24 protein-coding genes and 2 pseudogenes are annotated in these 23,814 nt (G+C 72.8%); 15 read left to right on the top strand and 11 right to left on the bottom strand.

Annotated features, from left to right (window positions below; genetic code table 11):
- The first annotated feature begins 167 nt into the window (after positions 1-167).
- Positions 168-581, top strand: a complete 414-nt coding sequence (locus tag ACYVF7_RS45500; protein ID WP_460352184.1) for a Zn-ribbon domain-containing OB-fold protein — start codon at positions 168-170, stop codon at positions 579-581.
- A gap of 177 nt (positions 582-758) precedes the next feature.
- Complete coding sequence (locus ACYVF7_RS45495) at positions 759-1,673, top strand: DMT family protein (protein WP_460352183.1); 915 nt, start codon at positions 759-761, stop codon at positions 1,671-1,673.
- Here ACYVF7_RS45495 and ACYVF7_RS45490 read toward each other — a convergent pair.
- The 5 genes from ACYVF7_RS45490 to ACYVF7_RS45470 all read right to left on the bottom strand — a co-directional run bounded on the left by ACYVF7_RS45490 (position 1,654) and on the right by ACYVF7_RS45470 (position 7,351).
- Positions 1,654-3,273, bottom strand: coding sequence for an AMP-binding protein (locus tag ACYVF7_RS45490; RefSeq protein WP_460352182.1), 1,620 nt, complete (start codon positions 3,271-3,273; stop codon positions 1,654-1,656). The two genes, ACYVF7_RS45495 and ACYVF7_RS45490, sit on opposite strands and share 20 nt — an antisense overlap.
- 34 nt (positions 3,274-3,307) lie before the next feature.
- A complete protein-coding gene (locus tag ACYVF7_RS45485) occupies positions 3,308-4,384 on the bottom strand; it encodes a phenylacetate--CoA ligase family protein (RefSeq protein WP_460352181.1) in 1,077 nt (358 codons plus the stop codon).
- A 23-nt stretch (positions 4,385-4,407) separates the two neighbouring features.
- Positions 4,408-5,475 carry an LLM class flavin-dependent oxidoreductase gene (locus tag ACYVF7_RS45480; protein ID WP_460352180.1) on the bottom strand — a complete coding sequence of 356 codons (1,068 nt, stop codon included), beginning with the start codon at positions 5,473-5,475 and terminating at the stop codon, positions 4,408-4,410.
- A gap of 110 nt (positions 5,476-5,585) precedes the next feature.
- On the bottom strand, positions 5,586-6,635 hold the full coding sequence (locus tag ACYVF7_RS45475) for a lysylphosphatidylglycerol synthase transmembrane domain-containing protein (RefSeq protein WP_460352179.1): 1,050 nt from the start codon (positions 6,633-6,635) through the stop codon (positions 5,586-5,588).
- 86 nt (positions 6,636-6,721) lie between these two features.
- Positions 6,722-7,351 carry a TetR/AcrR family transcriptional regulator gene (locus tag ACYVF7_RS45470; RefSeq protein WP_460352178.1) on the bottom strand — a complete coding sequence of 210 codons (630 nt, stop codon included), beginning with the start codon at positions 7,349-7,351 and terminating at the stop codon, positions 6,722-6,724.
- A 79-nt stretch (positions 7,352-7,430) separates the two neighbouring features.
- On the opposite strand from ACYVF7_RS45470, the gene ACYVF7_RS45465 reads away from it, so the two are divergent.
- Together ACYVF7_RS45465 and ACYVF7_RS45460 are read left to right on the top strand one after the other, a co-directional pair.
- Positions 7,431-7,673 carry a hypothetical protein gene (locus ACYVF7_RS45465; protein WP_460352177.1) on the top strand — a complete coding sequence of 81 codons (243 nt, stop codon included), beginning with the start codon at positions 7,431-7,433 and terminating at the stop codon, positions 7,671-7,673.
- A 40-nt stretch (positions 7,674-7,713) separates the two neighbouring features.
- Positions 7,714-7,878: a hypothetical protein gene (locus ACYVF7_RS45460; protein ID WP_460352176.1), complete on the top strand. Its 165-nt coding sequence runs from the start codon at positions 7,714-7,716 to the stop codon at positions 7,876-7,878.
- Here the strand turns inward: ACYVF7_RS45460 and ACYVF7_RS45455 are convergent, their stop codons facing one another.
- From ACYVF7_RS45455 to ACYVF7_RS45440, 4 genes are all read right to left on the bottom strand, one after another.
- Entirely contained in the window at positions 7,879-8,883 is a 1,005-nt protein-coding gene (locus ACYVF7_RS45455; protein WP_460352175.1) for an acyl-CoA dehydrogenase family protein, read from the bottom strand.
- Between the two features lie 140 nt (positions 8,884-9,023).
- Positions 9,024-10,397 carry a threonine/serine exporter family protein gene (locus tag ACYVF7_RS45450; RefSeq protein ID WP_460352174.1) on the bottom strand — a complete coding sequence of 458 codons (1,374 nt, stop codon included), beginning with the start codon at positions 10,395-10,397 and terminating at the stop codon, positions 9,024-9,026.
- Between the two features lie 49 nt (positions 10,398-10,446).
- Positions 10,447-10,902: a ferritin-like domain-containing protein gene (locus tag ACYVF7_RS45445; protein ID WP_460352173.1), complete on the bottom strand. Its 456-nt coding sequence runs from the start codon at positions 10,900-10,902 to the stop codon at positions 10,447-10,449.
- 61 nt (positions 10,903-10,963) lie between these two features.
- Entirely contained in the window at positions 10,964-11,470 is a 507-nt protein-coding gene (locus tag ACYVF7_RS45440) for a hypothetical protein (protein WP_460352172.1), read from the bottom strand.
- Positions 11,471-11,713: 243 nt separating this feature from the next.
- Here ACYVF7_RS45440 and rimP point away from each other — a divergent pair.
- The 8 genes and pseudogenes from rimP to truB all read left to right on the top strand — a co-directional run bounded on the left by rimP (position 11,714) and on the right by truB (position 19,678).
- Positions 11,714-12,177 (top strand): annotated as a pseudogene (rimP, locus tag ACYVF7_RS45435) (ribosome maturation factor RimP).
- Positions 12,178-12,188: 11 nt separating this feature from the next.
- Entirely contained in the window at positions 12,189-13,211 is a 1,023-nt protein-coding gene (nusA, locus tag ACYVF7_RS45430) for a transcription termination factor NusA (RefSeq protein ID WP_460352171.1), read from the top strand.
- 40 nt (positions 13,212-13,251) lie between these two features.
- Positions 13,252-13,491 (top strand): YlxR family protein, encoded by a 240-nt coding sequence (locus ACYVF7_RS45425; RefSeq protein WP_345431719.1) that lies wholly within the window; start codon positions 13,252-13,254, stop codon positions 13,489-13,491.
- Between the two features lie 120 nt (positions 13,492-13,611).
- A complete protein-coding gene (gene infB / locus ACYVF7_RS45420) occupies positions 13,612-16,752 on the top strand; it encodes a translation initiation factor IF-2 (protein ID WP_460352170.1) in 3,141 nt (1,046 codons plus the stop codon).
- A gap of 182 nt (positions 16,753-16,934) precedes the next feature.
- Positions 16,935-17,234: a DUF503 domain-containing protein gene (locus ACYVF7_RS45415; RefSeq protein ID WP_460358473.1), complete on the top strand. Its 300-nt coding sequence runs from the start codon at positions 16,935-16,937 to the stop codon at positions 17,232-17,234.
- Between the two features lie 76 nt (positions 17,235-17,310).
- On the top strand, positions 17,311-17,793 hold the full coding sequence (gene rbfA / locus ACYVF7_RS45410; RefSeq protein ID WP_460352169.1) for a 30S ribosome-binding factor RbfA: 483 nt from the start codon (positions 17,311-17,313) through the stop codon (positions 17,791-17,793).
- Positions 17,790-18,818: a DHH family phosphoesterase gene (locus tag ACYVF7_RS45405; protein WP_460352168.1), complete on the top strand. Its 1,029-nt coding sequence runs from the start codon at positions 17,790-17,792 to the stop codon at positions 18,816-18,818. Before rbfA ends, ACYVF7_RS45405 begins: the two co-directional genes overlap by 4 nt.
- Complete coding sequence (truB, locus tag ACYVF7_RS45400) at positions 18,815-19,678, top strand: tRNA pseudouridine(55) synthase TruB (RefSeq protein WP_460352167.1); 864 nt, start codon at positions 18,815-18,817, stop codon at positions 19,676-19,678. Before ACYVF7_RS45405 ends, truB begins: the two co-directional genes overlap by 4 nt.
- A 214-nt stretch (positions 19,679-19,892) precedes the next feature.
- On the opposite strand, the gene ACYVF7_RS45395 is transcribed toward truB, so the two are convergent.
- On the bottom strand, positions 19,893-20,432 hold the full coding sequence (locus ACYVF7_RS45395; protein WP_460352166.1) for a CGNR zinc finger domain-containing protein: 540 nt from the start codon (positions 20,430-20,432) through the stop codon (positions 19,893-19,895).
- A gap of 70 nt (positions 20,433-20,502) precedes the next feature.
- Between ACYVF7_RS45395 and ACYVF7_RS45390 the strand changes: the two genes are divergently transcribed.
- Positions 20,503-20,658, top strand: a complete 156-nt coding sequence (locus ACYVF7_RS45390; protein ID WP_460352165.1) for a hypothetical protein — start codon at positions 20,503-20,505, stop codon at positions 20,656-20,658.
- Between the two features lie 65 nt (positions 20,659-20,723).
- Here the strand turns inward: ACYVF7_RS45390 and ACYVF7_RS45385 are convergent, their stop codons facing one another.
- Complete coding sequence (locus ACYVF7_RS45385) at positions 20,724-22,121, bottom strand: glycosyltransferase family 39 protein (RefSeq protein ID WP_460352164.1); 1,398 nt, start codon at positions 22,119-22,121, stop codon at positions 20,724-20,726.
- Between the two features lie 77 nt (positions 22,122-22,198).
- Here ACYVF7_RS45385 and ACYVF7_RS45380 point away from each other — a divergent pair.
- Positions 22,199-23,168 (top strand): annotated as a pseudogene (locus ACYVF7_RS45380) (bifunctional riboflavin kinase/FAD synthetase).
- Positions 23,169-23,403: 235 nt separating this feature from the next.
- A complete protein-coding gene (gene rpsO / locus ACYVF7_RS45375; RefSeq protein WP_345431709.1) occupies positions 23,404-23,673 on the top strand; it encodes a 30S ribosomal protein S15 in 270 nt (89 codons plus the stop codon).
- The last annotated feature ends 141 nt before the right edge of the window (positions 23,674-23,814 follow it).

Here is a 23,814-nt window from a genome sequence, read left to right as displayed (position 1 = left end):
GGCACCGAGGTGACGCCCTCGACGGCCCAGCCCGGCCATATCCTCGCCGGGACCTCCGCCGCTGATCCTGTGGGCCGACCGGTGATCGGCGCCGAGGTGACTCCGCCGACGGCTCAGCCCGGCCACGTCCTCGCCGGGACCTCCGCCCTGATCCCGCGGGTCGGCCGGTGAGCCTCGCCGAGCGGCCGAGGCCGCAGGCCGACCGCGACTCCGCGCCCTGGTGGGAGGCCGTCCGCCGGCACGAACTGCTGGTCCAGAGGTGCGGCGGGTGCGGGACACTGCGCTTCCCGCCCCGCGCGATCTGCGCCCGCTGCCGGTCGCGCGAGAGCACCTGGACCCCGGTGAGCGGCACCGGGCGGGTGGCGAGCTGGATCGTGAACCACCAGATCTTCATGCGCGCCTTCGCCGACGAGGTGCCCTACGCGGTCCTGCACGTGCGGCTCGACGACGCCGACGACCTGTTCATGTACGGCGACCTGACCGGCGCGGACCCCGCCGACGTGACGCCGGGCATGCCGGTCCAGGCCGTCTTCACGGATGTGGACGAGGAACTCACCCTCGTACGGTGGCGACCGCGGTGAGAATTTCGCCGCGCCGGTCGGGCCTTTTCGCCGGGTGAGTGCGCCACATTGAGGTCGATCCGGTATTTTCGTCTGCCGTAGGCCGTGTCTTAGCGCGCCGCTTACCAGCTCGCAGGCGCCACCTGATCACCCCGGCGCCCCATATCGCCCGCGTTCCCCCGTAGCCCAGGAGGCTGCTTGTTCTTCGGCATCATCCTCGCGCTGATCGCGACGGTCCTGTACAACGCCGGCTTCGTTCTTGAGAAGCGGGCGCTGCGCGACCTGCCGCCGATCAGCGCGCACCGGGTGGGCCACCTCGTCCGCGTCCTGGGCGGCAGCCGCGCCTGGATGACGGGCTTCCTCGTGATGGCCATGGGCCTGCTCTGCCAGGTGGGGGTCATGGCGCTGGTGCCGCTGAGCGTCGGGCAGCCGATCCAGCTCGCCGGACTGGCGCTGCTCGTGGTCTTCTCGGCCACCGTGCTGGGCGAGCGCACCACGCCGCGCGAATGGGCCGGACTCGGCGTGCTCGCGCTGTCGCTGATGCTGGTATGCCTGTCCATGGAGCCGACGCGGCTCGGCGTGCACGCCGACACCGGCGTGCTCCTGGCCGTCTCGGCCGGCACCGTCGTCCTCGGCCTGGGCGCGTTCGTCTCGGCGATGCGCAGTGGCCGGCGCACCGGCCGTCCGGTGCCCGGAGTGCTGTACGGCGCCGCCTCCGGTCTGCTGTACGGCGCCGGCGGGCTGCAGACGAAGGGCGTCGCCGGGTTCCTCGCCGACCACTCGGGCGGCTTCCTCGGCCGGACCCTCGCCTCTCCGTACCCCTACCTGTACTTCCTGCTGTCGGGCGCGGGCCTGCTGCTGTTCCAGACGGGCCTGCAGCGCGGCCGGGCCTCCATCGTGGTGCCCGTCTCCAGCGTCGTCGGCAGCGTGTACACCGTCATGGCGGGCACCGCGGTCTTCGGGGAGCCGCTGCCGCAGGATCCCCTCCGCCTCGCGCTGCGGACGGCCGGGTTCGCGGCCTCGATCGCCGTCGTGGTGGTCATGCCCCGGCACGACGAGGAGCCGGTCGAGGTGCTGGGCGCCCCCACCCTCGTCACGGACCAGGTCGGCTGAGGAGCGTTCTCGCCGTACGGGTACGGGCGCGCAGGGCCGGCTTGTCGACCTTGCCGTTGACGTTGGCGGGCAGCGTGTCGACGAGGACCACCTGCCGGGGGACCTTGTAGTTCGACATGTGGCCGCGCGCCCAGGCGATGATCGTGGCCGGCTCGACCGGGGCCGCCGGGACCACGAACGCCCAGCCGACCTCGCCCAGCCTCTCGTCGGGTACCGCGACCACGGCCGCCTGTGCGACGGCCGGATGGTGCAGGAGCAGCGCCTCGATCTCCGCCGGGTAGGCGTTGAACCCCCCGACGATGAACATGTCCTTCTTCCGGTCGACGATCGCCAGGTCGCCCCGGGCGGTCAGTTCGCCGATGTCGCCCGTGTGCAGCCACCCGTCGGCGTCCACGGCCTCCGCCGTACGTTCCGGGTCGTCCCAGTAGCCGCGCATGACGCCGTAGCCGCCGATGAGGATCTCCCCGCGCCCACCGGCCGGCAGGTCCTCGCCCTCGTCGTCCACGACGCGCACCGTCACCCCGGGCACGGGACGCCCGGTGGTGGCGGCGATCACCTCGACGGGGTCCCCGGCCCGTGTCATCGACACGACGGTGCCCTCCATCAGCCCGTACGCGTTGATCATCCGGTCCAGGCCGACCCGCTCGATCAGCCGGCGGATCAGCTCCGGCGGCACCGCCGCCGCCCCGCAGATCGCCACGCGCAGCGAGGACACGTCCCGGCCGTCGAGCTCCTCCAGGATCCGGTGGAACAGCGTCGGCGGTCCGGCCAGGACGCTGATCCGGTCGCGCTCGATCAGGTCCATCAGGGCGTCGGGCGCGAACACCGAGATCGGCATCATCGTCGCCCGCTTCAGCACGCAGGCCAGCAGCCCGGCGTTGATCCCGAATCCGTGGGAGAACGGCGCGATGATCGGGTAGCGGTCGTCCGGGCCGAGCGTGACGATCGACGCCCAGTCCCAGTAGCCGCGCAGCAGTTGCGCGTGGGGCAGCATGACGCCCTTCGGCGCGCCGGTCGTGCCCGAGGTGGCCATGATCTCGGCGAGGTCGCCGGGGCGTACCGCGAGCGCGCGGTCCTCGGCGTCCGCGACGTCCTCGCCCCGCTGCAGCAGGTCTTCGTACGAGACGGCCGACGGCGGCGCGCCGGTCCCGGCCAGGGTGACGGCGTGCCGCAGCGTCGGCAGGTCGCCGAACGGGCGCCCGCCGGACGGGCCGCCGCAGATCTCCTGTAGCGCGCCGAGGTAGGAGAAGCCGAGGAACCCCTCGTCGACGAAGAGCACCCGCGCCCCGGTCCGGCGGAGCATGCCGGCGGCCTCGATCCCGCGGAACCGCGTCGAGAGCGGCGTGACGATCGCGCCGGCGTCCCAGACGCCGTACGCGATGACGACCCAGGCGGCGGAGTTCGGCGCCCAGACGGCGACGCGGTCGCCGGGCTCGACGCCGAGCGCGATGAGCCCCCGCGCCACTCTCGCGGCCTCCTCCCGGAGCGCGCGCACCGTCAGCGTCGTGGCGCCCTCCGCGACCACCACGTCGTCCGGATGGCGCGCCGCCTGGTCGCGCAGCATCCGCGGGATCGTCCCCCAGTCCGGCACCGGTTCCATGACGCGCCTCCCGTTGGTCGGAGAACGGGCCGGGTCACTCCACGACGGCCGACCGGTCGCGGCCGAGATGGTGGCCGCGCAGATCGGTCACCGAACCCGGCCGGGCCTGCTCGGCGACGTCGTCCTCGACGACGACCTCGATGGTCACGGGGGTCACCGCGACCAGCGCCTGGTGGATGCGCGACCGCCACATCGGGTTCTTCACGAGCGTCGCGCGGTTGAACGTGACGTGCAGCGTGGCGGCGTCCAGCGTCCCCTCGCGGGCGACGCGCAGGTCCCAGTGGGCGATGCCGTCGATCCGGGCCAGGGCCGCGGCCACGCGCGGGATCGACAGCCACCGCCCGCGCACGAGGAGGTGCTCGCCCACGGTGTGCTCCGGGGTGGGGATCCCCGCGCCCTCGGTGAGGCGCACGACCTGCCCGGTGCGCAGGGTCGTCCCGGCCAGCGTGGAGTGCCAGGCGGGGGTGACCACGATCTCCGCGCTCCCGGCGGCGTACGGCGGCTCCAGCAGCACGTCCTTGCCGAGCGGCGCCACGCCCAGCAGGCCCCCGCGGGCCGGGGTGTACGCGGAGTCGCGGGCGGACCGGTGCGCCGTCGGCAGCCCGAAGAACGGGTCGGCGTACAGCTCGCCCACCTCCGCTTCGAACTCGGACGCGAGCTGCCCGTACGCGCCCGGGGAGGGCAGCTCTCCGGTGAGCAGGATGCGGCGCAGCCCGAGGTCCAGCGGGTCGAGGAGGAACTCCAGGTGCAGCCGGGCGAGCAGGTCCATCGCCCCGGTGGGCGTCGCGATGAGCGTCGTGGCCCGTACGGCCTCCAGCGCGTGGTGCAGCCGCAGCCGTCCCCGAGGGCCGGGCGCGGCCGCGGCCTGGGCGATCTCCGCGCACGCCTGCGCGACCAGGGTGCCGGTCGCCTCGCCGTCGTTGCCCAGGGCGACCACGACCCGGTCGGACGGGCCGACGCCCGCCGCGCGCAGCGTCGTCGTCGCGATCTCCAGCGCGGCCGCGCGGTCCTCGGCGGTCAGCGGTACGACCAGGTCGGCCTCGGGGGAGACGAGCAGGAATCCCGCCGCGTCGCGGGGGGTCGTCAGGGCCTCGCGGGTGGTCCAGGTCATGCGGCCTCCTTCGCCTGGCTCGGTCAAGCCATCACCTCGTCCATGAACAGCCGCATCGAGCCGGTGACGTGCTCACCCGCCAGGCCGCCGACCTGGGCCTGGAGGATCAGGTCGGTCGCGCCGGCGGCCTGGATGCGCTCGACGGCCTTGCGGGAGCCCTCGACGTCGTCCACGACCACCATGTGGTGCTCCCGCAGCGTCTCCATGGCCTCCTCGGGCGGCAGGCCGGCGGCGAGCTGGCCCAGCACCCGGTGGGTCGCGTGCCGGGCGTCGTAGTAGTCGGGAGGCGTGACGAGGTTCACCTGGCGGCGGATGTACCACAGGATCGCGTCGGCGGCCGTGGCGATCGCCTCGTCCTTCGACGGCGCGACGTGCCAGGGGATCATCAGCGCGACGCGCCGGGTGTCCGGGTCGAACCCGTTGCTCGCCAGGCACTTCCGGTACTCGGCGATGTCCTCCGCGACGTCGTCGAGGCCCTTCAGCATCGTCATGCCGAGCAGGTTGTAGCCCTTGCGGGCCGCCGCGAGGTAGCCGTCCAGCGAGGTCGAGGCCACCCAGACCGGCGGGTGCGGCTCTTGAACCGGACGCGGGTAGACCGCGACGTTCGGGACCTCGAAGAACTCGCCGGACCGGGTGACCGGCTCGCCGTCGGCGTTCCAGATCGCCAGCACCGCCTCGAGGGTCTCCTCCCAGATCTGCCGGGACTGCTCGAAGGGCCGCTGGAACGCCTGGTACTCCAGCGGCGACGCGCCGCGGCCGGTGCCGAACTCGACCCGCCCGCCGCTGAGGACGTCGAGGGTCGCGACCCGCTCGGCCGTGCGGACCGGGTGCTGGAACGGCAGCAGCACTACGCCGAGGCCGAGGTGGATGCGCTCAGTCCGCTGGGAGCAGGCGGCGAGGACGAGGTCGGGCGCGGACGAGTGGGAGAACCCGCGCGTGAAGTGGTGCTCGACGAACCACGCCGTGTCGTAGCCGAGGCGGTCGGCCAGGACGACCTGGTCGACGACGTTCTCGAAGGCCCGTCGCTCGACCTCGCGCGTGCGCCCGCGCACCTCGAGCTCGTAACCAACGCTGACCCGTAGGGACATCACGCCTCCGGCATGTGCTCCGAATATGACCAAGCGCTCGCTTGGGAAGCGTAGCAGCGGGATCGTACGGCAACAAGCCATGGGACGTGGTCCGGCCGGGGAACGCGGCGGCGTCAGACCGGGCGCACCCGTGTCGCGTCGTCCTCGGCGATCTTGATCGTCAGCCAGGCGAGCCAGCCCGCGCCGACCACGCCCCAGAAGGACACGAGCCGGTAGAGCGCCACCGCCACGCCGGCCGGGACGGCGAGCGCCCCGAAGGCGACCAGTGACGCGGCCAGGCTCGCCTCGATCGCCCCCAGCCCGCCGGGCAGCAAGGGCAGCACGCTGCCGGCGGCCTGCGCGGCGAAGTACGCGAGAGTGACGGCGTACAGCGGCGTGTGCACGCCGACCGCGCGCTCGGCCGTCGCGAGGGACAGGATGTCGAAGACCCAGTTCAGCACGGCCATCAGGCCGAGCACGCCCCAGTCGCGCGGGCTCAGGCGCAGAGCGCCCCGGCCCTGCCACATCTCGGTGAGCGGTACGGCGAGCCGGTGCCGCAGCAGCGGCCCGAAGGCGCGCAGCGCCAGGCCGCTCACCGCGGCCCGCCGCCGGTTCCACAGCAGCGCGAACGCCCCGGTCACGCCCGCCAGGACCGCCAGCGCCGTGATCGCGAACGACCGGGAGTGCGGTTCGGCGAGCAGGGCGGTCAGGCCGACGACGGCGTAACCGGCGTTCATCACCACGCCGCCCACCACGATCACGGCGGTCGCCAGCCGTGGCGTGGCCCCGGCGTGGCGGAACTGCCGGAAGCTGAACGCCACGCTCACCGCGGGCCCCACCGGAAGCGTCGTCGACAGCGCGTTGCCCGCGTACGTGATCCGCAGTGCGCGCGGCAGGGACATCCGGACCCCGCCCGCGCGCAGCAGCCTCCGCTGCACCCGGGTGAACATCGCCATGGACGCCAGTTGTGTGAGCACCACCACGGCCAGCCAGCCCGGGTTCACGCGGAGAGCCACGTGCCACAGCGCCCCGGCGTCGGGCAACTGGTCGCGGAACGCCCAGGCCGAGACGCCGATCGCCCCGAGCATCGCCGCCCGGCCCGCCCATGGCAGCCACCGGCGCCGCGCCGGCGGGGCCGGTACGGGAGGCGACGTCGTGGTCGGTGTCGGGAGGAGATCGGTCACAGGGGGGTACCTCACGGAGGGTCTCGCTCGGGGAACGAGCCGCGCGCGGGCCCGCATTCCCGGCGGGCCGAGGGGTGTGGCCCAGGTCACCGATCGTCCGGCCGCGGCATGATCTCGCCGAGGTGCCGGTGCAGCGTCGCCCGCATGGCGTCGGCGTCGAGCCGGCCGGGCTGCAGGACGCCGTGCAGCGCCAGGCCGTCGACCAACGCGTACAGGCGTTCCGTCTCGACGTCCAGGTCCAGGCCGTCCCGGAGCACGCCGGTCCGCTCGGCGGCCGCCACCACCTTCCGGACCAGGTCGCGGGTCTCGTCGTACAGCCGCTCGGCGTACGGCCGCAGCTCTTCGCGGGTGCGCGCGCTCACGGTGAAGGCCAGCCAGACCTCGGTCTCCTCGCGGCGCTCCGCGTCGAGCGGCAGGAGTTCCGCGAGGGCCGCCGCGAAGACGGCGACGTGCCGGCCGGGGGGCGCGTCCGGGTCCGGCCGGTCGCGCACATGCTCCATCAGGCGCGCGCCGGCGCGGTCCACGAAGTGCCGCATCGCGAAGATCATGATGTCGGACTGGCCCGCGAAGTAGTGCCGTACCGAGCCGATGGCCAGCCCGGCCTCGGCGGCGACGTTGCGCAGCGACGCGTGCTCCAGCCCGTCGCGGCGGGCGACGCGGAAGACCGCCTCGGCGACCTCTTGGCGGCGGGCCTCTGGATCGACCTTCTTCGGCATGACGCCTTTGTAGCACCCTCGTGCTAAATTCTTTTTAGCAGGGTCGTGCTAAAAAAGCCGATCGGAGAGGGGAGTGATCGTGGGCACCGTCATGAATCTGCTGCTGATCAGGTTCGCGCTCATCGTGGGAGCCGTCGTGCTGCTGGTCATCGTGGGGTTCACCGTGCTGGTGATCCTCAAGCGCGCCGGCTGCCGGAGGCCCGCCGGGCCGCCGAGCCGCTGCTGCGGGCGTTCTCGGAGGGGGGCGGGCGCGGCCGTCCGGCCGGTTCCCCACGGGGGAGGGGCGGCGGCGCGCGGCGGGCGGCGGCCCGCGCCGTCCTGAGATACCTCGAGGACGCGCGGGACGACCGAAGGCCGGACCGATGAACCCCGGCGCGCTCGGCCGATCGGCGGAAGGCGACGGGGATCGGATCGTCCGCGAACTCGCGATGGACCTCCTGATCAAGGCCGCGATCGTGGTCGTCGCGCTCATCGTCCTCGCGGTGGTGCTGACGATCATCTACCGGAAGGCCGGGACGCGGAGGTAGTCACAGGCCGACGGCGGCGGCCAGCCGGGCGCGGTGGGACTCGGGGCCGCCGAAGAGGCGCGCGGACGCGGTCGCCCGCTTGAAATGCAGCTGGGCGTCGTGCTCCCAGGTGACGCCGATGCCGCCGAGGACCTGGATCGTCTCGCCCGCCGCGTGCAGGTACGCCTCGGCGCAGTACGACCCGGCGAGCGCGGCGTACACCGGAAGCGAGCCCGGATCCTCGTCGGCGACGCGCGCGGCCTCACGCGCCGCCGACCGCGCCGACTCGACGCGCAGCAGCACGTCGGCGAGCCGGTGCTTGATCGCCTGGAACGCGCCGATCGGCCGGCCGAACTGGACCCGGGTCCTCGCGTGCTCCAAGGCCGTCTCCAGGCAGCGCTGCGCGCCGCCGACCTGCTCGGCGGCGAGCGCGGTCAGGGCGACGTCGCCCGCGCGGGTCAGGTCGCCGTCGATCCGCTCGGCCCGGGCGCCGTCGAAACGCAGGCGGGCCAGCCGCCGCGTCTGGTCGAGCGTCACGTACGGGGTCCGCGCGACGTCCACGCCCCGGACCGCGTACACGCCGTCGCCCGCCCCGCAGACGATGACGTCGGCGAGGTGCCCGTCGAGGACGTACGGCGCCGTGCCGGTCAGCCGGCCTCCGTCCGCGGTGAGATCCCCGTCGAGGACGACCGTCGCGATCAGGGAGCCGTCCGCGATCCCGGCGAGCAGCCGCCCGTCGCGCACGGCGTACGCCGCGAGCACCGCGGTGGCCAGGAACGGGACGGGGGTCAGCGCGCGGCCGAACTCCTCGCACACCACGGCGAGCTCGGTGAGCCCGCATCCCGCGCCGCCGTGCTCCTCCGGGACCGCCAGCCCGGTCAGCCCGAGTTCGGCCGCGAGCCGCCCCCAGAGGGCCGCGTCATGGGCCGTGGGGTCGGCCATGAGCCGCCGTACGGCCGTGGGCGGGCACTCCTGGGCGAGGAAGGCACGGACGGTCGCTCGCAGATCGTCGAGTTCGTCGCTCACCCGACGATGATAGCCAAACGCTTGCTCAAGACGAGAGTGGCGGTTTCCCGGGACTCGGCGCGTCCTGGCGACCTCACCGCAGGCGGCCCGCCCGGCCGCTCCGCGCCGATCGGCGGCCGGGCGGCGTCGGACGGCCGGGATCAGTAGCCGCGGGTGCGGCGGGCGGCGGGGCGGGCGCCACGGCCGGACGCGCCCAGGCCCACCCGCTGGAAGGCGCGCACGAACTCGCCGCCGAAGTTGACGCCGGCGCCGAGGGCCAGCGCGACGGAGATGCCGCCGATCAAGCTCAGTACGCCGTCCTGGGGCAGCCCGAGGTTCAGCTCGATCATTCCCCGGTACAGCGCCGTGCCCGGCAGCAGCGGCGCGATCGCGGGCACGATGTACGGGAGCGCGGGCTCCTGGCGGCGGCGGGCGATGAGGTTCCCGAGGAGGCCGACGAGGCCCGCGCCGATCGCCGAGGCGAGCACCGGTTGCACGTCGGCGCTGCGGGCCAGGACGTACACCACCCAGATCAGCGCGCCGCCCAGCGCGGCCGCGGCGAGCACGCGGCGCGGCACGGCGAGGGTCACGGCGAACGCCAGCGACACGGCCGCCGCGGCGATCACCGTCACCGGCAGCAGGGACACGGGCGCGGCCGGCGGGTTGACGTCGACCGGGATTCCGATGCGCACGGCGGCGTACACGACCACGCCGAGCCCCGACACGATCGCCGCCACGATGAAGAACACTTCCAGCAGCCGGGCCCCCGCGCTGATCAGATCGCCGGTGATGCCGTCCTGGATGCTGGCGACCAGCGGCCGTCCCGGCAGGAGGGCCAGGACCGCGCCGGTGACGATGGCCGACGCGTGGGAGGCCGGAGCGCCGACCGCGATCACCAGCGACGCGCTGGCGGCGCCGATGGCCGCGGCCAGGGTGAGCTGGAAGAACTCCGCGACGCCCCGGCGGGCGAGCCAGGCGGCCGCCCGGTCGCCCAGGACCGTCGCCACGAACGCCGTGCCGGCCACGAGCGGCCCGCCGCCGACCATGACGCTGGCGGACGCGGCGATCAGGCCGAGGCTGAGGATGATCAGCCAGGCCGGGTACGGCGGCCGCATCCGCTTGATCTCCGTGAGCCGCCGGTGCGCCTCCTCGACGTCCAGCATGCCGAGGGAGGCCTCCTGGACGAGCGAGTGCAGGGCGACGAGCCGCCAGTAGGCGGGAAAGCGGCGCCGGATCGCGCGGCCCCCGGTCACCGGCAGCGCGCCGTTGCCGGGGTGGACGTTGACCGTGATGACCGTGAAGCTGACCGCCACGTCGGCGCGGGGCAGCTCGTACGCGACGGCGAGGCTCAGCATCGACTCGTTCACGCGTTCGGTCGCCTCGCCGCTGGCCAGCAGCAGCTCACCGACCCGCAGGACGAGGTCGAGGGCCCGTGGGGAGAAAGCGTCGCCGGGCTCCTCCTCTGCCGGTTCGGCGGAGCTCTCGCCCATCAGCGTCCGCCACGTCTCTCGCAGTCGATTCGCCGCCACGCCCATAACTCAGTCCGTAACCCCCATATCGGTTGTCCCGGGCAGGTTACGGCATCTACTCCGCGGGTTTGGGAGAGAGGGCGTTCGACGGGAGGCCCGGGAAGGCCTCCGCAGGTGGCGAGCCCCTCCAGCGGACCGCGCGCACCGCCGCCTCCTGCATCGCCTGGGCGGCGTAGCGGCGGAGGTTCGGGTCGCTCGCCCCGGCGAGGACCGCGTACCCCGCGACCACGCCGTCCTCCAGCGCGGCGGCGAGCCGCGCGGCGCTGCTCGCCGAGGTGACCTTGAACGGCAGCCGGTACGCGGCCGCCGCGGCCACCGGACGGCCGCCGCCGGACTGGATGTAGGTGCGCAGCCGGTCGCGCCGGCTGCGGTGGGCGGTCCAGATCAGCGTGACGTTCTGCTGCTGCCCGGGTGCGACGTGGCCGCCGAGCACGCCGTAGCCGAAGACGGCGACGTGCTCGGCGGCGAGCGCCGCCTGCAGCGCCGCCACCGTGTCCTGTGCACCGCTCATCGCATGTTCCTCGCCGTGACCTCTGCTCGTCTCCGGGGCGCCGCGCGCCACCGCGGCCCGCTCATCGGAGCCCTCCGGCCAGGGCCTGGGCGTGGCCGGCCTCGCAGGCGCCGATGCAGGCGAGCAACTGGGAGAGCGCCGGGCCGGCGCGGCGGACGTCGTCGGCGCGGGCCGCGGCGGCCTTGCGCTCGGCGGACCGCAGCGCCGCGAGGGCCCCGGACTCGCTGCCCGGCGCGGTGACCGTCGCGCGTGGCGTGGGCGTCGCGGTGCCGGTCTTCGTGCCGGGGACGTAGTGGCGCTGCAGGACGGCGAGGTGCTGCGTGTGGTGATCGTGCAGCGGCTTGAGCCGGTCGGCGAGGGTCCCGTGCGCGCCGAGCACCGCCTCGTACAGGGCGATGAGGGATGACTCGCTCTCGATGGCGGTGGTCAGCACCGACACATCGGGGCCCGGGGGAGGCGCCTTCGCCTGGCCCACACTGGTGCATCCGGCCATCGCGGTCAGCGCCGCAGCGGAGCCGCCGAGCATCGCCGCGCGCCGCGTGGGACCCGGGAACCGCAGCGCGTCCAAGCGTGACTCCGTTCATGATCTGATCCACTTCGCTGCGCAAGCATTCCACAAGGGTGTACCCGGCTGCTGGCGATGCGGGCACCCGGCCCCCTCGGCTGTGGATAGTCTTGGGTGCGGAGTGGGCGCATCGGGCGGCCACCGTCCCATCAGGCATGGAGGAGGGCCCACATGAGCGTGGACGGCCGCCGTGGCAGCGCTCAGGCGGGCCGGCGCGGGTCCGGGCACGAGACCCGGGCCGCGCTCATGCGGCTGCTCGAACCCGTGATCGCCGGCGCCGGGTTCGACCTTGAGGACGTGATCGTGACCCCGGCCGGAAGCGCCGGCAGGTGCGGGTCATCATCGACGCCGACGGCGGGGTCAGCCTCGACGGCGTCGCGGACGTCAGCCAGGAGATCTCGCAGCTCCTCGACGAAAGCGACGCGATGGGCTCCGGAGCGTACGTCCTCGAGGTGACCTCGCCGGGCGTCGACCGGCCGCTCACCCAGCCGCGGCACTGGCGGCGCGCGGTCGGCCGTCTCGTCCGCGCGACGCTCACCGAGGGCGGGGAGATCACCGGCCGGGTCACGAGCGCCGACGACACAGCCGTCGTCCTGGACAGCGACGGCCGCGAGCACCGGCTGAGCTATGCCGAGCTCACCCGCGGCCGGGTCCAGGTGGAGTTCAACCGCCGGGGCGACGACGACGGCGCCGCCGGCGACGAGGACTAGGGGGAGGCCTCGTGGACATCGACATGACGGCCCTGCGGAGTCTCGAGAGTGAGAAGGACATCTCTCTCGACCTCGTGGTCAAGGCGATCGAGGAAGCACTGCTCATCGCGTACCACCGGACCGAGGGCGCGGCGCTCAAGGCGCGCGTCGAGCTCGACCGGAAGTCCGGTCACGTCACCGTATGGGCGACGGAGACCGATGAGGAGGGCGTCGGCGTTCGGGAGTACGACGACACGCCGACCAATTTCAGCCGGATCGCGGCGACCACCGCGAAACAGGTCATCCTGCAGCACCTGCGCAACGCCGAGGACGAGCTGACGTTCGGCGAGTACGCCGGGCGTGAGGGCGACATCGTGGCGGGCGTGATCCAGCAGGGCAAGGACCCGCGCAACGTCCTCGTCGACCTCGGCAAGCTCGAGGGCGTCCTGCCTCCGGAGGAGCAGGTCCCCGGCGAGAACTACGACCACGGCGAGCGGATCCGCTCCTACGTCGTGCAGGTCAAGAAGGGGCACCGCGGACCGCTGGTGAAGCTGTCCCGGACCCACCCGAACCTGGTGAAGAAGCTCTTCGCGCTCGAGGTCCCGGAGATCGCCGACGGCACCGTGGAGATCGCGGCGATCGCCCGTGAGGCCGGTCACCGCACGAAGATCGCGGTGCGGTCCCGCAAGCAGGGGGTCAACGCCAAGGGCGCCTGCATCGGGCCGATGGGCAGCCGAGTCCGAAACGTTATGCACGAGCTGCACGGCGAGAAGATCGACATCGTCGACTGGTCCGACGAGCCCGCCGAGTTCGTCGGGAATGCCCTGTCTCCGGCGCGGGTTAACCACGTTGAGGTCGTCGACGCAGAGGGGCGGGTCGCGCGGGTCATCGTGCCCGATTACCAGCTCTCCCTGGCGATCGGAAAAGAAGGGCAGAACGCCCGCCTCGCCGCCCGTCTCACCGGCTGGCGGATCGACATCCGGCCCGACACGGAGACCGGATCATCCACCGAAGGGGAGCATGCGGCCGGTCCCGCAGACGCGTCGACGCGGTAGACTCATTAATCGTGGCCGAGCGGCCCCGCAGCGCACGTGTGTGGGCTGCCGGGTTCGTGCGGCCAAGTCCGACCTGCTGCGCCTGGTCGTGATCGAGGGCTCCATCGCCCCCGATCCGCACGGGCGACTGCCGGGCCGGGGCGCCTCCCTGCACCCTGACCTGGCATGTCTTGAGCTGGCCGAGCGTCGTCGGGCGTTTCCGCGGGCGTTCCGCCTGCCGGGGCCGCTCGACGTCAGTGCGCTCCGGCACTGGTTCGAGTCACAGCAGGACGGTTTGTAAGCGACGTCTAGTCGGAAGCAGGTCGAGATTGCTATGAGCGCTCGATGAGCACGCAGCGATGATTACCGCAAGGTAGCGACGGTCCGAGGACGCGTTTCCCCGGGCCGAGTAGGGAGTGCAGTGGCAAAGGTCCGGGTGTACGAGCTCGCCAAGGAGTTCGGTGTCGAGAGCAAGGCCGTCATGGCCAAGCTCAACGAAATGGGCGAGTTCGTCCGTTCGGCGTCCTCGACGATCGAGGCGCCGGTTGTACGCAGACTTAAAGAAGCTTTCGGTGGCGGACCGGCGAAGCCGTCCGCCGACAGAAGAGGATCGGCCCCGGCTCCGAAGCCGGGTCCGCGCAACAGGCCGGTTCCGGGTCCGAAGCCGGCCGCGCCGAGGCAGGAGCCCAAGCCGGAGCAGCAGCCCCGACCGGAGCAGCAGCCCCGGCCGGACCTGCGGCCCGAGTTCAAGGCGGAGGCCGCGCGCCCCGCGGCGCCCGAGGCCCCGAAGCCGGGTCCCCGTCAGCCCGCGCCGCGTCCCGCGGCGCCCCGTCCCGCCCCGCAGAGCGGTGCCCCCGCCCCGCAGGGCGGCGCGCCGGCCCCGCAGGGCGGTGCCCCTGGGCCGAAGCCCGGTCCCCGTCCGGCGCCCGGCGCCGGCCGTCCGGGTCCTGGGCCGAAGCCGGGTCCCCGTCCGGGTGGTTCCGGCGGCCCCGGTGGTTCCGGTGGCCCCGGCGGGCAGCGTCCGGCGGCGCCCGGTCAGCGCCCCGGCGGGGGTCGTCCCCGTCCGGGCAACAACCCGTTCTCTTCGACCAACACGGGCATGGGCTCGGCGCCCAAGCCGGGTCCCCGTCCGGGTCCGCCCGGCCAGCGTGGCGACCGCGACCGCGATCGCCCCGCGGGTCCGCGCGGTGACCGTCCCGGTGGGCCGCGTGGTGACCGTCCGGGTGGTGCGCCGCGTGGTGACCGTCCGGGTGGTGCGCCGCGTGGCGACCGTCCGGCGGCTTCCGGCCGTCCGGGTGCTCCGGGCGCGGGCGGTCCCCGTCCGAACCCGGGCAGCATGCCGCCTCGGCCTGGCGGCCCGCGGCCCAGCCCGATGAACATGCCGTCCCGTCCGCAGCGGGACTCCGGTGGCCCCGGCGGTCCCGGCGGTCCCGGTGGGCGCGGTCGTCCCGGCGGTGGCGGCGGTGGCCGTCCCGGCGGTGGCGGCGGCGGAGGTCGTCCCGGTGGCGGCGGTCGTCCCGGTGGCGGCGGCGGTTTCGGCCGTCCGGCGGGTGCCGGCGGCGGTGCCGGCCGTCCGGGTGGCGGTGGCGGCTTCGGCGGCCCGCGCCCCGGTGGCGGCGGTCGCGGCCGTGGTGGCACGCAGGGCGCGTTCGGCCGTCCGGGCGGGCGTCCCGCGCGGGGCCGCAAGTCCAAGAAGCAGCGGCGTCAAGAGTTCGACAACATGCAGGCGCCGGCGATCGGCGGCGTGCGTGTTCCCCGTGGCAGCGGCAAGACCATCCGGCTGCCGCAGGGCGCCTCACTGACCGACTTCGCCGAGAAGATCGGCGCCAACCCGGCGTCGCTCGTCGAGGTGATGCTGCACCTCGGTGAGATGGTGACGGCGACGCAGTCGGTCAACGAGGAGACCCTGCAGCTGCTCGGTGCGGAGCTGGACTACAACGTCCAGGTCGTCAGCCCCGAGGACGAGGACCGCGAGCTGCTCGAGTCCTTCGACATCGAGTTCGGTGAGGACGAGGGCGGCGACGAGCACCTCGTGTCGCGTCCGCCGGTCGTGACCGTCATGGGTCACGTCGACCACGGTAAGACCAAGCTGCTCGACGCCATCCGCAATGCCAACGTGGTCGCCGGCGAGGCCGGCGGCATCACCCAGCACATCGGCGCCTACCAGGTCGCGACCGAGGTCGACGGCCAGGAGCGCAAGATCACCTTCATCGACACCCCGGGTCACGAGGCGTTCACCGCCATGCGTGCCCGTGGCGCCGAGACGACCGACCTGGTCGTGCTGGTGGTCGCCGCCGATGACGGGGTGAAGCCGCAGACCACCGAGGCCATCGACCACGCGAACGCGGCCGGTGTGCCGATCGTCGTCGCGGTCAACAAGGTGGACAAGGAGGGGGCGGACCCGCAGCGGGTGCGCGCCCAGCTCACCGAGTACGGCCTCGTCGCCGAGGAGTTCGGTGGCCAGACGCAGTTCGTCGACATCTCGGCGAAGCAGCGGCTGGGCATCGACGACCTGCTCGAGGCGGTCGTGCTGACCGCCGACGCCGAGCTCGACCTGCGGGCCAACCCGGCCCAGGACGCGCAGGGCGTCGCGATCGAGGCGCACCTCGACAAGGGCCGCGGCTCCGTGGCGACCGTGCTCGTGCAGCGCGGCACGCTCCGGGTCGGCGACTCGATCGTCTGTGGTGAGGCCTTCGGCCGCGTCCGGGCGATGCTCGACGAGAACGGCAACAACGTCGAGGAGGCGCTGCCGTCCCGTCCGGTCCTGGTGCTCGGCCTGTCGGCCACGCCCGGCGCCGGCGACAACTTCATCGTCGTCGACGACGACCGGATGGCCCGGCAGATCGCCGACCGCCGTCAGGCCCGCAAGCGCAACGCCGAGCTGCTCCGCAGCCGCGGGCGTCGCACTCTCGAGGAGATGTTCAAGGACCTCGAGAAGGGCGAGGTGCAGGAGCTGCTCCTCGTCATCAAGGGCGACGTGTCCGGTTCGGTGGAGGCCCTGGAGGACGCGCTCCTCAAGATCGACGTCGGCGACGAGGTCGGTCTGCGCGTCATCCGCCGCGGTGTCGGTGCGATCACCCAGGACGACGTGAACCTCTCGCTCACGTCCGAGGGCACGGTCATCATCGGCTTCAACGTCCGTCCCGAGCGCAACGCGCAGGAGCTGGCGGACCGCGAGGGCGTCGACATCCGCTACTACTCGGTCATCTACCAGGCGATCGAGGAGGTCGAAGCCGCACTCAAGGGCATGCTCAAGCCCGAGTACGAAGAGGTGCGGCTCGGCACCGCGGAGATCCGCGAGATCTTCAAGGTGCCGCGCATCGGCAACGTCGCCGGTTCGATGGTCCAGTCCGGCACGATCAACCGCAACAGCAAGGCGCGGCTGGTCCGGGACGGTGTGGTCGTTTCCGACAACCTCACGGTGTCCTCGCTCCGCCGGTTCAAGGAGGACGCGACCGAGGTCCGCGAGGGCTTCGAGTGCGGTATCGGGATCGGCTACGGCGACATCAAGCTCGGTGACATCATCGAGACCTTCGAGATGCGGGAGAAGCCGCGCGTCTGACCCTCGAAGGCCCCGGACGGCCTGATTTCGAGACGGCGTGAGCCCACGCGGACGGATGTCATCCGTTCCGCGTGGGCTCCACGGTGGCGTGCGGCTCTGTCGCACGCCATCTCGCTGTCGGCCGTCCCTGCGCCGGTGACTGAAATGCGGATGACCGGAACGGATCGCGCGGGGTGACCGTTGTGTATGTGGGATCGCTGACTCTGGACCTTTTGCTCGGCGACGTACGCTCGCTCAAACAGAAGCGTGCCGTTGTCCGCCCGATCGTCGCCGAGGTACGACGTCGGTTTCCGGCGGTCGCGGCGGCCGAGACCGGCAACCTCGACCTGCACCGGCGGGCGGAGATCGGCGTCGCGGTCGTGTCCGACACGGCGGGCAACTGCGTCGAGGTGCTCGAGGCGTGCGAGCGTCTCATCGCCGGGCGGCCGGAGGTCGAGCTCCTGTCCGCCAGGCAGCGGCTCTTCAATGAAGAGGAGTCGTGAGTGACGTTCGCGAGGCATCGGTGAGGGCCCGCCCCGACCCAGGCCGGTCGGGCGGCCGAACGACAATGGAGGAACTGTGACCGACCCCGCGAGGGCTCGCAAGCTCGCCGATCGCATTCAGCAGATCGTCGCGGAGATGCTGGAGCGGCGGATCAAGGACCCGCGGCTCGGCTTCGTGACCGTGACGGACACGCGGCTGACCAACGACCTGCGGGACGCGACGGTCTACTACACCGTGTACGGCAGCGACGCCGAGCGCGCCGACAGCGCCGCGGCGCTGGAGAGCGCCAAGGGTGTGATCCGCTCGGAGGTGGGCAAGCGCACGGGCGTGCGGCACACGCCCAGCCTCACTTTCGTGCCGGACGCGATTCCCGACAACGCCCGCCAGATCGACGATCTGCTCGCCAAGGCGCGCGCCGCCGACGAGCGGGTCGCCAAGGCGGCGGAGAAGGCCCGGCCCGCGGGTGACGCCAACCCGTACCGGGAGACCTTGATCGAGGACGATGTTGACGAAACCGACAGCGACGGTGGCGACGACGCGGGATACTCCCGGTCGTGAACTCCGCGCCGGGTAGGGTCCCAGCCATCGCCGCCGACGAGTGGGACAGGGCGGTCGAGTCGATCCAGCGGACCGACGAGGTGTGCATCGCCTGCCACGTCTGGCCCGACGGCGACGCGCTGGGTTCGATGCTGGCCTTCGCGCAGGCGCTGCGCGCGCTGGGCAAGCCGTTCACGGCCTCGTTCGGCGACGCGTTCGTCGTGCCGCGGATCCTGCGCTTCCTGCCCGGCCTGGACCTGCTCACCGACCCGGCCGACTTCCCCGCCGAGCCGGACGTGATGATCACGTTCGACGCGGCGGGCAGCGACCGCCTCGGCAGCCTGGCGGCCAACGCAGGGAAGGCGCGGGAGCTGATCGTCGTCGATCACCACGCGTCCAACACCCGGTTCGGCACCACGCACCTGGTCGCCCCCGGCGCCGCGGCCACCGCCGTGATCGTCGAGGACCTCATCGACCGGCTGGGCGTCCCGCTCACCCACGACATCGCGCTCGACCTGTACGTCGGGCTGGTCACCGACACCGGCTCGTTCAAGTACCGGACCACGACCCCCGAGGTCCACGCCTTGGCGCAGCGGCTGCTGGCGACGGGCATCCGGCCCGAGCGGGTCGCCCGCGAGGTCTGGGACCGCGCCCCCTTCGGATACCTGCCCGTGCTCGCGGCCGCGCTCGGCCGCGCCCGGCTGGAGCCGGACGTCGCGGACGGTCTCGGCATGGTCTGGACGACCGTGACGCGAGCCGACCGCGCCGCGCACGGCCTCTCGTACGACCTGCTCGAAGGCGTCATCGACGTCGTCCGCCGTACGGACGAGGCGGAGGTCGCCGTCGTCTTCAAGGAGGACGACGAGGGCGCCTGGCAGGTGTCCACGCGGTCCAAGGGCCGCATCGACGTCGGCATGGCCTGCGTGGCCCTCGGCGGCGGCGGCCACCCCACCGCGGCGGGCTTCACCCTGCACGGCGAGGTCGAGCAGGCCGTCGCCCGGCTGCGCGAGCTCCTGACCCAGATCGAGGTAGCCGCGCGCCCATGAACGGACTTGTCATCGTCGACAAGCCGGCCTGGACGTCCCACGATGTCGTGGGCAAGATGCGCCGGCTGGCGGGCACCCGACGCGTCGGGCACGCCGGCACCCTCGACCCCATGGCGACGGGCGTGCTGGTCGTCGGGGTCGAGAAGGCCACCCGGCTGCTCGGGCACCTGGCGCTCACCGAGAAGACCTACGAGGCCGTCATCCGCCTCGGGCAGTCCACCAACACCGACGACGCCGAGGGCGAGCCCACCGCGACCGCCTCGGCGGCCGAGGTGACCGAGGACGCCGTACGGAACGCCGTCGTGGACCTGACCGGGCCGATCGAGCAGATCCCCCCGCAGGTCAGCGCGATCAAGGTGAACGGCGAGCGCGCGTACAAGCGGGCCCGGGCCGGCGAGGAGGTCGAGCTCAAGCCGCGCACCGTCACCGTGTACGAGTTCGGGCTCGGCGACTTCCGCCGCGAGGGCGACCTGCTCGACGTGACCGCGACGATCACCTGCTCCAGCGGCACCTACATCCGAGCGCTCGCCCGCGACCTGGGGGCGGCCCTGGGCGTCGGCGGTCACCTGACCGCCCTGCGCCGCACCCGCGTCGGCCCGTACGACCTGTCGATGGCGCACACGATCGACCGGCTCTCCGAGGAGCTCACCGTGCTGCCGATGGAGGAGGCGGTCGCCGCCGCGTTCCCCCGGCTCGACGTCTCCGAGGACGACGCGCGGAAGATCGCGCACGGCGGCCGGCTGGCCGCGACGGGGCTCGGCCAGGGGCCCATCGGCGTCTTCGGCCCCGACGGCACCCTGCTGGCCCTGGTCGAGGAGCACGGCCCCGTCGCCAAGCCTCTCGCCGTCTTCGTGCCCTGACCGGTCGCCGGGCGTCCCCTCAGCGGGCAGCCGGCTCGACGCGTCTCGCGTTCTGTTCCGGCGGCTCCCGCGTGCTCCGAGTGGGCATCCGGCTCGACGCGTCTCGCGTTCTGTTCCGGCGGCTCTCGCGTGCTCTGAGCGGGCATCCGGCTTGACGCGGCGCCTCGCGTTCTGTTCCAGCGGCTCCCGCGTGCTCTGAGCGGGCGTCTCGCCCTCAGGTGACGGTGCGGCGGCGGGCGCGGTAGGCGGCGACGTTCGTTCGATTGGCGCAGGCGTCGGAGCAGAACCGGCGCCGCCCGCCCCGGGAGTCGTCGGCGTAGACCCGGTCGCAGTCGGCCGCGGCGCACACGCCGATCCGGTCGATGCCGTGGTCGCACAGCAGCTCGGCGAGGTTCATCAGCGTCGTCGCGCGGACCCGGTGCGCGAGGTCCACCTCGGGCGGCGCGTAGTGGACGTGCAGCCCCAGCTGGTCGTGGTCCGCCAGGTGCGGATGCATCGGCACGTCGGACAGCAGGCCGTTCAGCAGCCCCACCGCCGCGTCGAGACTCTCGGCCTCGAAGAAGGAGCGGAGCGTGCGGGCCCAGGGCCGCAGCTCGGCCGCGGTCGCCGAGGTGAAGCGCTGCACGAAGAACCCGTGCTCGCCGAGGACCGCCCGCAACGCCTCGTCACCGCCGTCGCCGTCGCGGCTCGTGACCGCGTTGACGAGGGCGGCGGCGGCCCCGACGCCATGGCTTTTGTAGCCCGTAATCCGCATTGATCCATCTTCCACGATGTGCTTGGATGTAAGCGTCATCCAAATCTATTCGATTACAGGCGGAATCCCGGTGAGTGACTGCCCGACCTGCGGCTGGCCCGAGTCCGACGTCTACGAGGTCCTCTCGAGGCACTTCACCTCCGAGGGCGTCGTCACCTACAGCCGCTGCGTCTGCGGCGAGATCCAGGTCCGCCTGCGCCCGTACGCCTCCGACGGGGCCCTTTAGGGGGTGGCCGGTGGATCTTCGTCCGGCTGCGCGGCGAACAAGACCCACCGGACACCCCCCTAGGCTCAGGCGAGCCGCTTGAGCCGCGGCCAGAGCCGGTCCCAGGGCACCCGCTGACCCCGGCAGATCCAGATCGGCTGCCCCTGCTCCTCGTTGTCGATCCGTACGCCGTCGTCGACCCGGCCGGCGACCTGGACGTCGGACCAGTACCGCGTGAGGAACTCCCGCGCCGCGGGCAGGACGATCACGGGAGCGCCGTCGTTCTTCGGCGGCCCGAGGTACCACAGGCCGTTGTGGCCGCTGTGGGCCTTCGGCAGGCCGTACGCCGCGCCGTACCGGTCGATCGCTCCCGCGACGCCGTAGTCGCCGGCCAGGATGACGTAGCCGGGACGGTAGATCTTCGCCACCGCCGCGGTGAGCTCCGGCCAGCCCACCGTCTCGCGGACGTCATAGCTGATCGCCGCCTCCGGCGTCGCGTGCAGGACGCGCAGCGGATACACCGGCAGCAGCAGCCCGATCGTCGTGAGCGCCGCGACTCCGAACATCACCGGCCGCAGCCGCCACCGCTCGACGACCTGCGCGCCGGCGGCCCACAGCGCGGGGTAGGCGCCCATCGTGTAGTAGTGCTTGCCGCCGGTGATCAGGAAGACGAGCAGCAGGAACGCGTAGGCCCAGACGAACAGCCGCCACGGCCCCCGCCACAGCCGCACCAGCCCGACGATCCAGATCGGCGCGGTGAGGAGACCTGTGTCGATCACCTGCCAGGGTAGGAAGCCCAGCCGGCCGCCGTCGGAGCCCTCGGCCGCGATGACCCGGCCCATCTCCAGTTGCGGCCAGCCGTGCCGGGCCTGCCACCACAGGCCCGGCAGCCAGGCGAGGACGGCCACCGCCGCACCGGCGTACAGCAGCGGGCGGCGCAGTAGCGCCCGCGGCCCGGCCACCACCACTCCCACCGCCAGCGCGGCGAGGAAGAACACGATCATGAACTTGATCTGCAGCGCGACCGCGGTGACCAGGCCGACGCCGAGCAGGAGACGGTCGTCGCGGACCCGTACCCAGCGGGTGACCAGTAAGGTCACCGCGGCCCAGGCCACGACGTCGAAGATCGTCGGTTGCATGAGGTGACCGCCGACCGCGAGCGCCGGTGTGACCGCCCACGCCAGCGCCGCGACCGTCTGGGCGCGCGGGCCGCCGCCCATCTCCCGGGCGATCAGGGCGGTCAGCACCACGCCCGCCATGAACGCCAGTGTCGCGGGCAGGCGCAGCAGCATCAGCGAGTCTCCGGCGGCGGCCGCGTACAGCGGGACGAGCGGCGGCTGGTCCGGGTGCCCCCATGCGGGGTGCGCACCGAGGGCGCGGAAGTACAGTTCATCCCGGTGGTAGCCGTACCGGGCGCTCAGCACGGTCAGTACGACGCCGGCCGCGACACTGACGGCCAGCACGGGTCTCCAGGCGATGGGCATGGGCCGATCATGAGCCGGAACCGACCCGTTGTCATCGGTGTGGCAGGCTAAGGGAGACCGCGAGAAGGGGTGGACAGGTGCGACGTTGGCATGGCCTCGACGAGGTGCCCGCCGACTGGGGCAGGTCCGTCGTCACCATCGGAGTGTTCGACGGGGTGCACCGGGGGCACCAGCGCATCGTCGCCCGGGCGTCGGAGTTCGCACGTGAGCTCGGACTGCCGTCGGTGGTGATCACGTTCGATCCGCATCCGGACGAGGTCGTGCGGCCCGGCACGCACCCGCCGCTGCTGTGCACGCCGAAGCGGCGCGCCGAGCTGCTGGCGGGCCTGGGCGCCGACGCGGTCATGATCCTGCCGTTCACGCTGGAGCTGTCCCGGATGGTGCCTGACGAGTTCGTCCAGTCGGTGCTCGTCGACCGGCTGCACGCGGCGCGCGTGGTCGTGGGGGAGGACTTCCGCTTCGGCCACAAGGCGCGCGGAGACGTCGCGCTGCTGCGGGAGCTGGGGGACAAGTACGACTTCGAGGCGGAGGGCGTCCCGCTCGTCGCCAACGGCGAGCCGATCTCCTCGACGCGGATCCGCGAGCGGCTCGCCGCCGGGGACATCGAGGGCGCCGAGCAGCTGCTGGGCCGTCCGCACCGGGTCGAGGGCGTGGTCGTCCGCGGCGCGCGGCGCGGCCGTGAGCTCGGCTTCCCGACCGCCAACCTGGAGACCCTGCCGCACACCGCGATCCCGAGCGACGGGGTGTACGCCGGCTGACCTGAACTGCGCCGGGTACGGGCGGGCGCGGGGCGACGACTCGGCGGGCTCTCCCGACGCGCGCTGGCCGGCGGCGATCTCCATCGGCACCAACCCGACGTTCGAGGGGCAGGAGCGCACGGTCGAGGCGTACGCCCTGGACCGCGACGACCTCGACCTGTACGGCGAGCACGTGAGCGTCGACTTCACCGCCCGGCTGCGCGACACGCTGAAGTTCGACTCGATCGAGGCGCTGATCGAGCGGATGCACGACGACGTCGCGCGGGCGCGGGAGATCACCGCGTCCTGACCTGGCCCGTGGGGAACATCCCGGCGGACGGCGTCGTTGAGCTTGATAATGGGCTGCTCGGCATGTCGTGGTACCGTGATTTGCCGCTGGGGAAGTGACCGGCAGTAGTCGGCTGCCCCGCGTACGGCGAGGCGGCTCACCGAGCCGCGGCCCCTCCACCCAGGAGACTGTGGGTACGCATGGTTTCCGGGTGCATTCGAACTCCATACCGCGTACCCGATAGAGAAGGAGAGCCGTGTCGTTGGACACCGCCACCAAGAAGCAGATCATGGCCGAGTACGCCACCGTCGACGGTGACACCGGGTCGCCCGAGGTTCAGGTCGCGCTGCTCACCAAGCGGATCAACGAGCTCACCGAGCACCTGAAGACCCACAAGCACGACCACCACAGCCGTCGTGGCCTGCTTCTGATGGTCGGCCGCCGCCGCCGGCTTCTGCAGTACCTGCAGAAGAAGGACATCAACCGATACCGGCAGCTGATCGAGCGTCTCGGCCTCCGCCGATAACGTCCGGGAGGGAGCGGCGCATGCCGCTCCCTCTCTTCGTATAACTCCACAACAGCCCGCGGCCGCCCGTACGGTGTGTCGGGGGCCGGTCCTCGGTAGTGGCCCTCGGATCACAGACGATCCGACGGCTTCGATCGAAGA

The sequence above is a fragment of the Actinoallomurus acanthiterrae genome (assembly GCF_054775715.1).
Note: the sequence above shows the minus strand (reverse complement) of the source record. Positions and strands in the feature narration are given on the sequence as shown.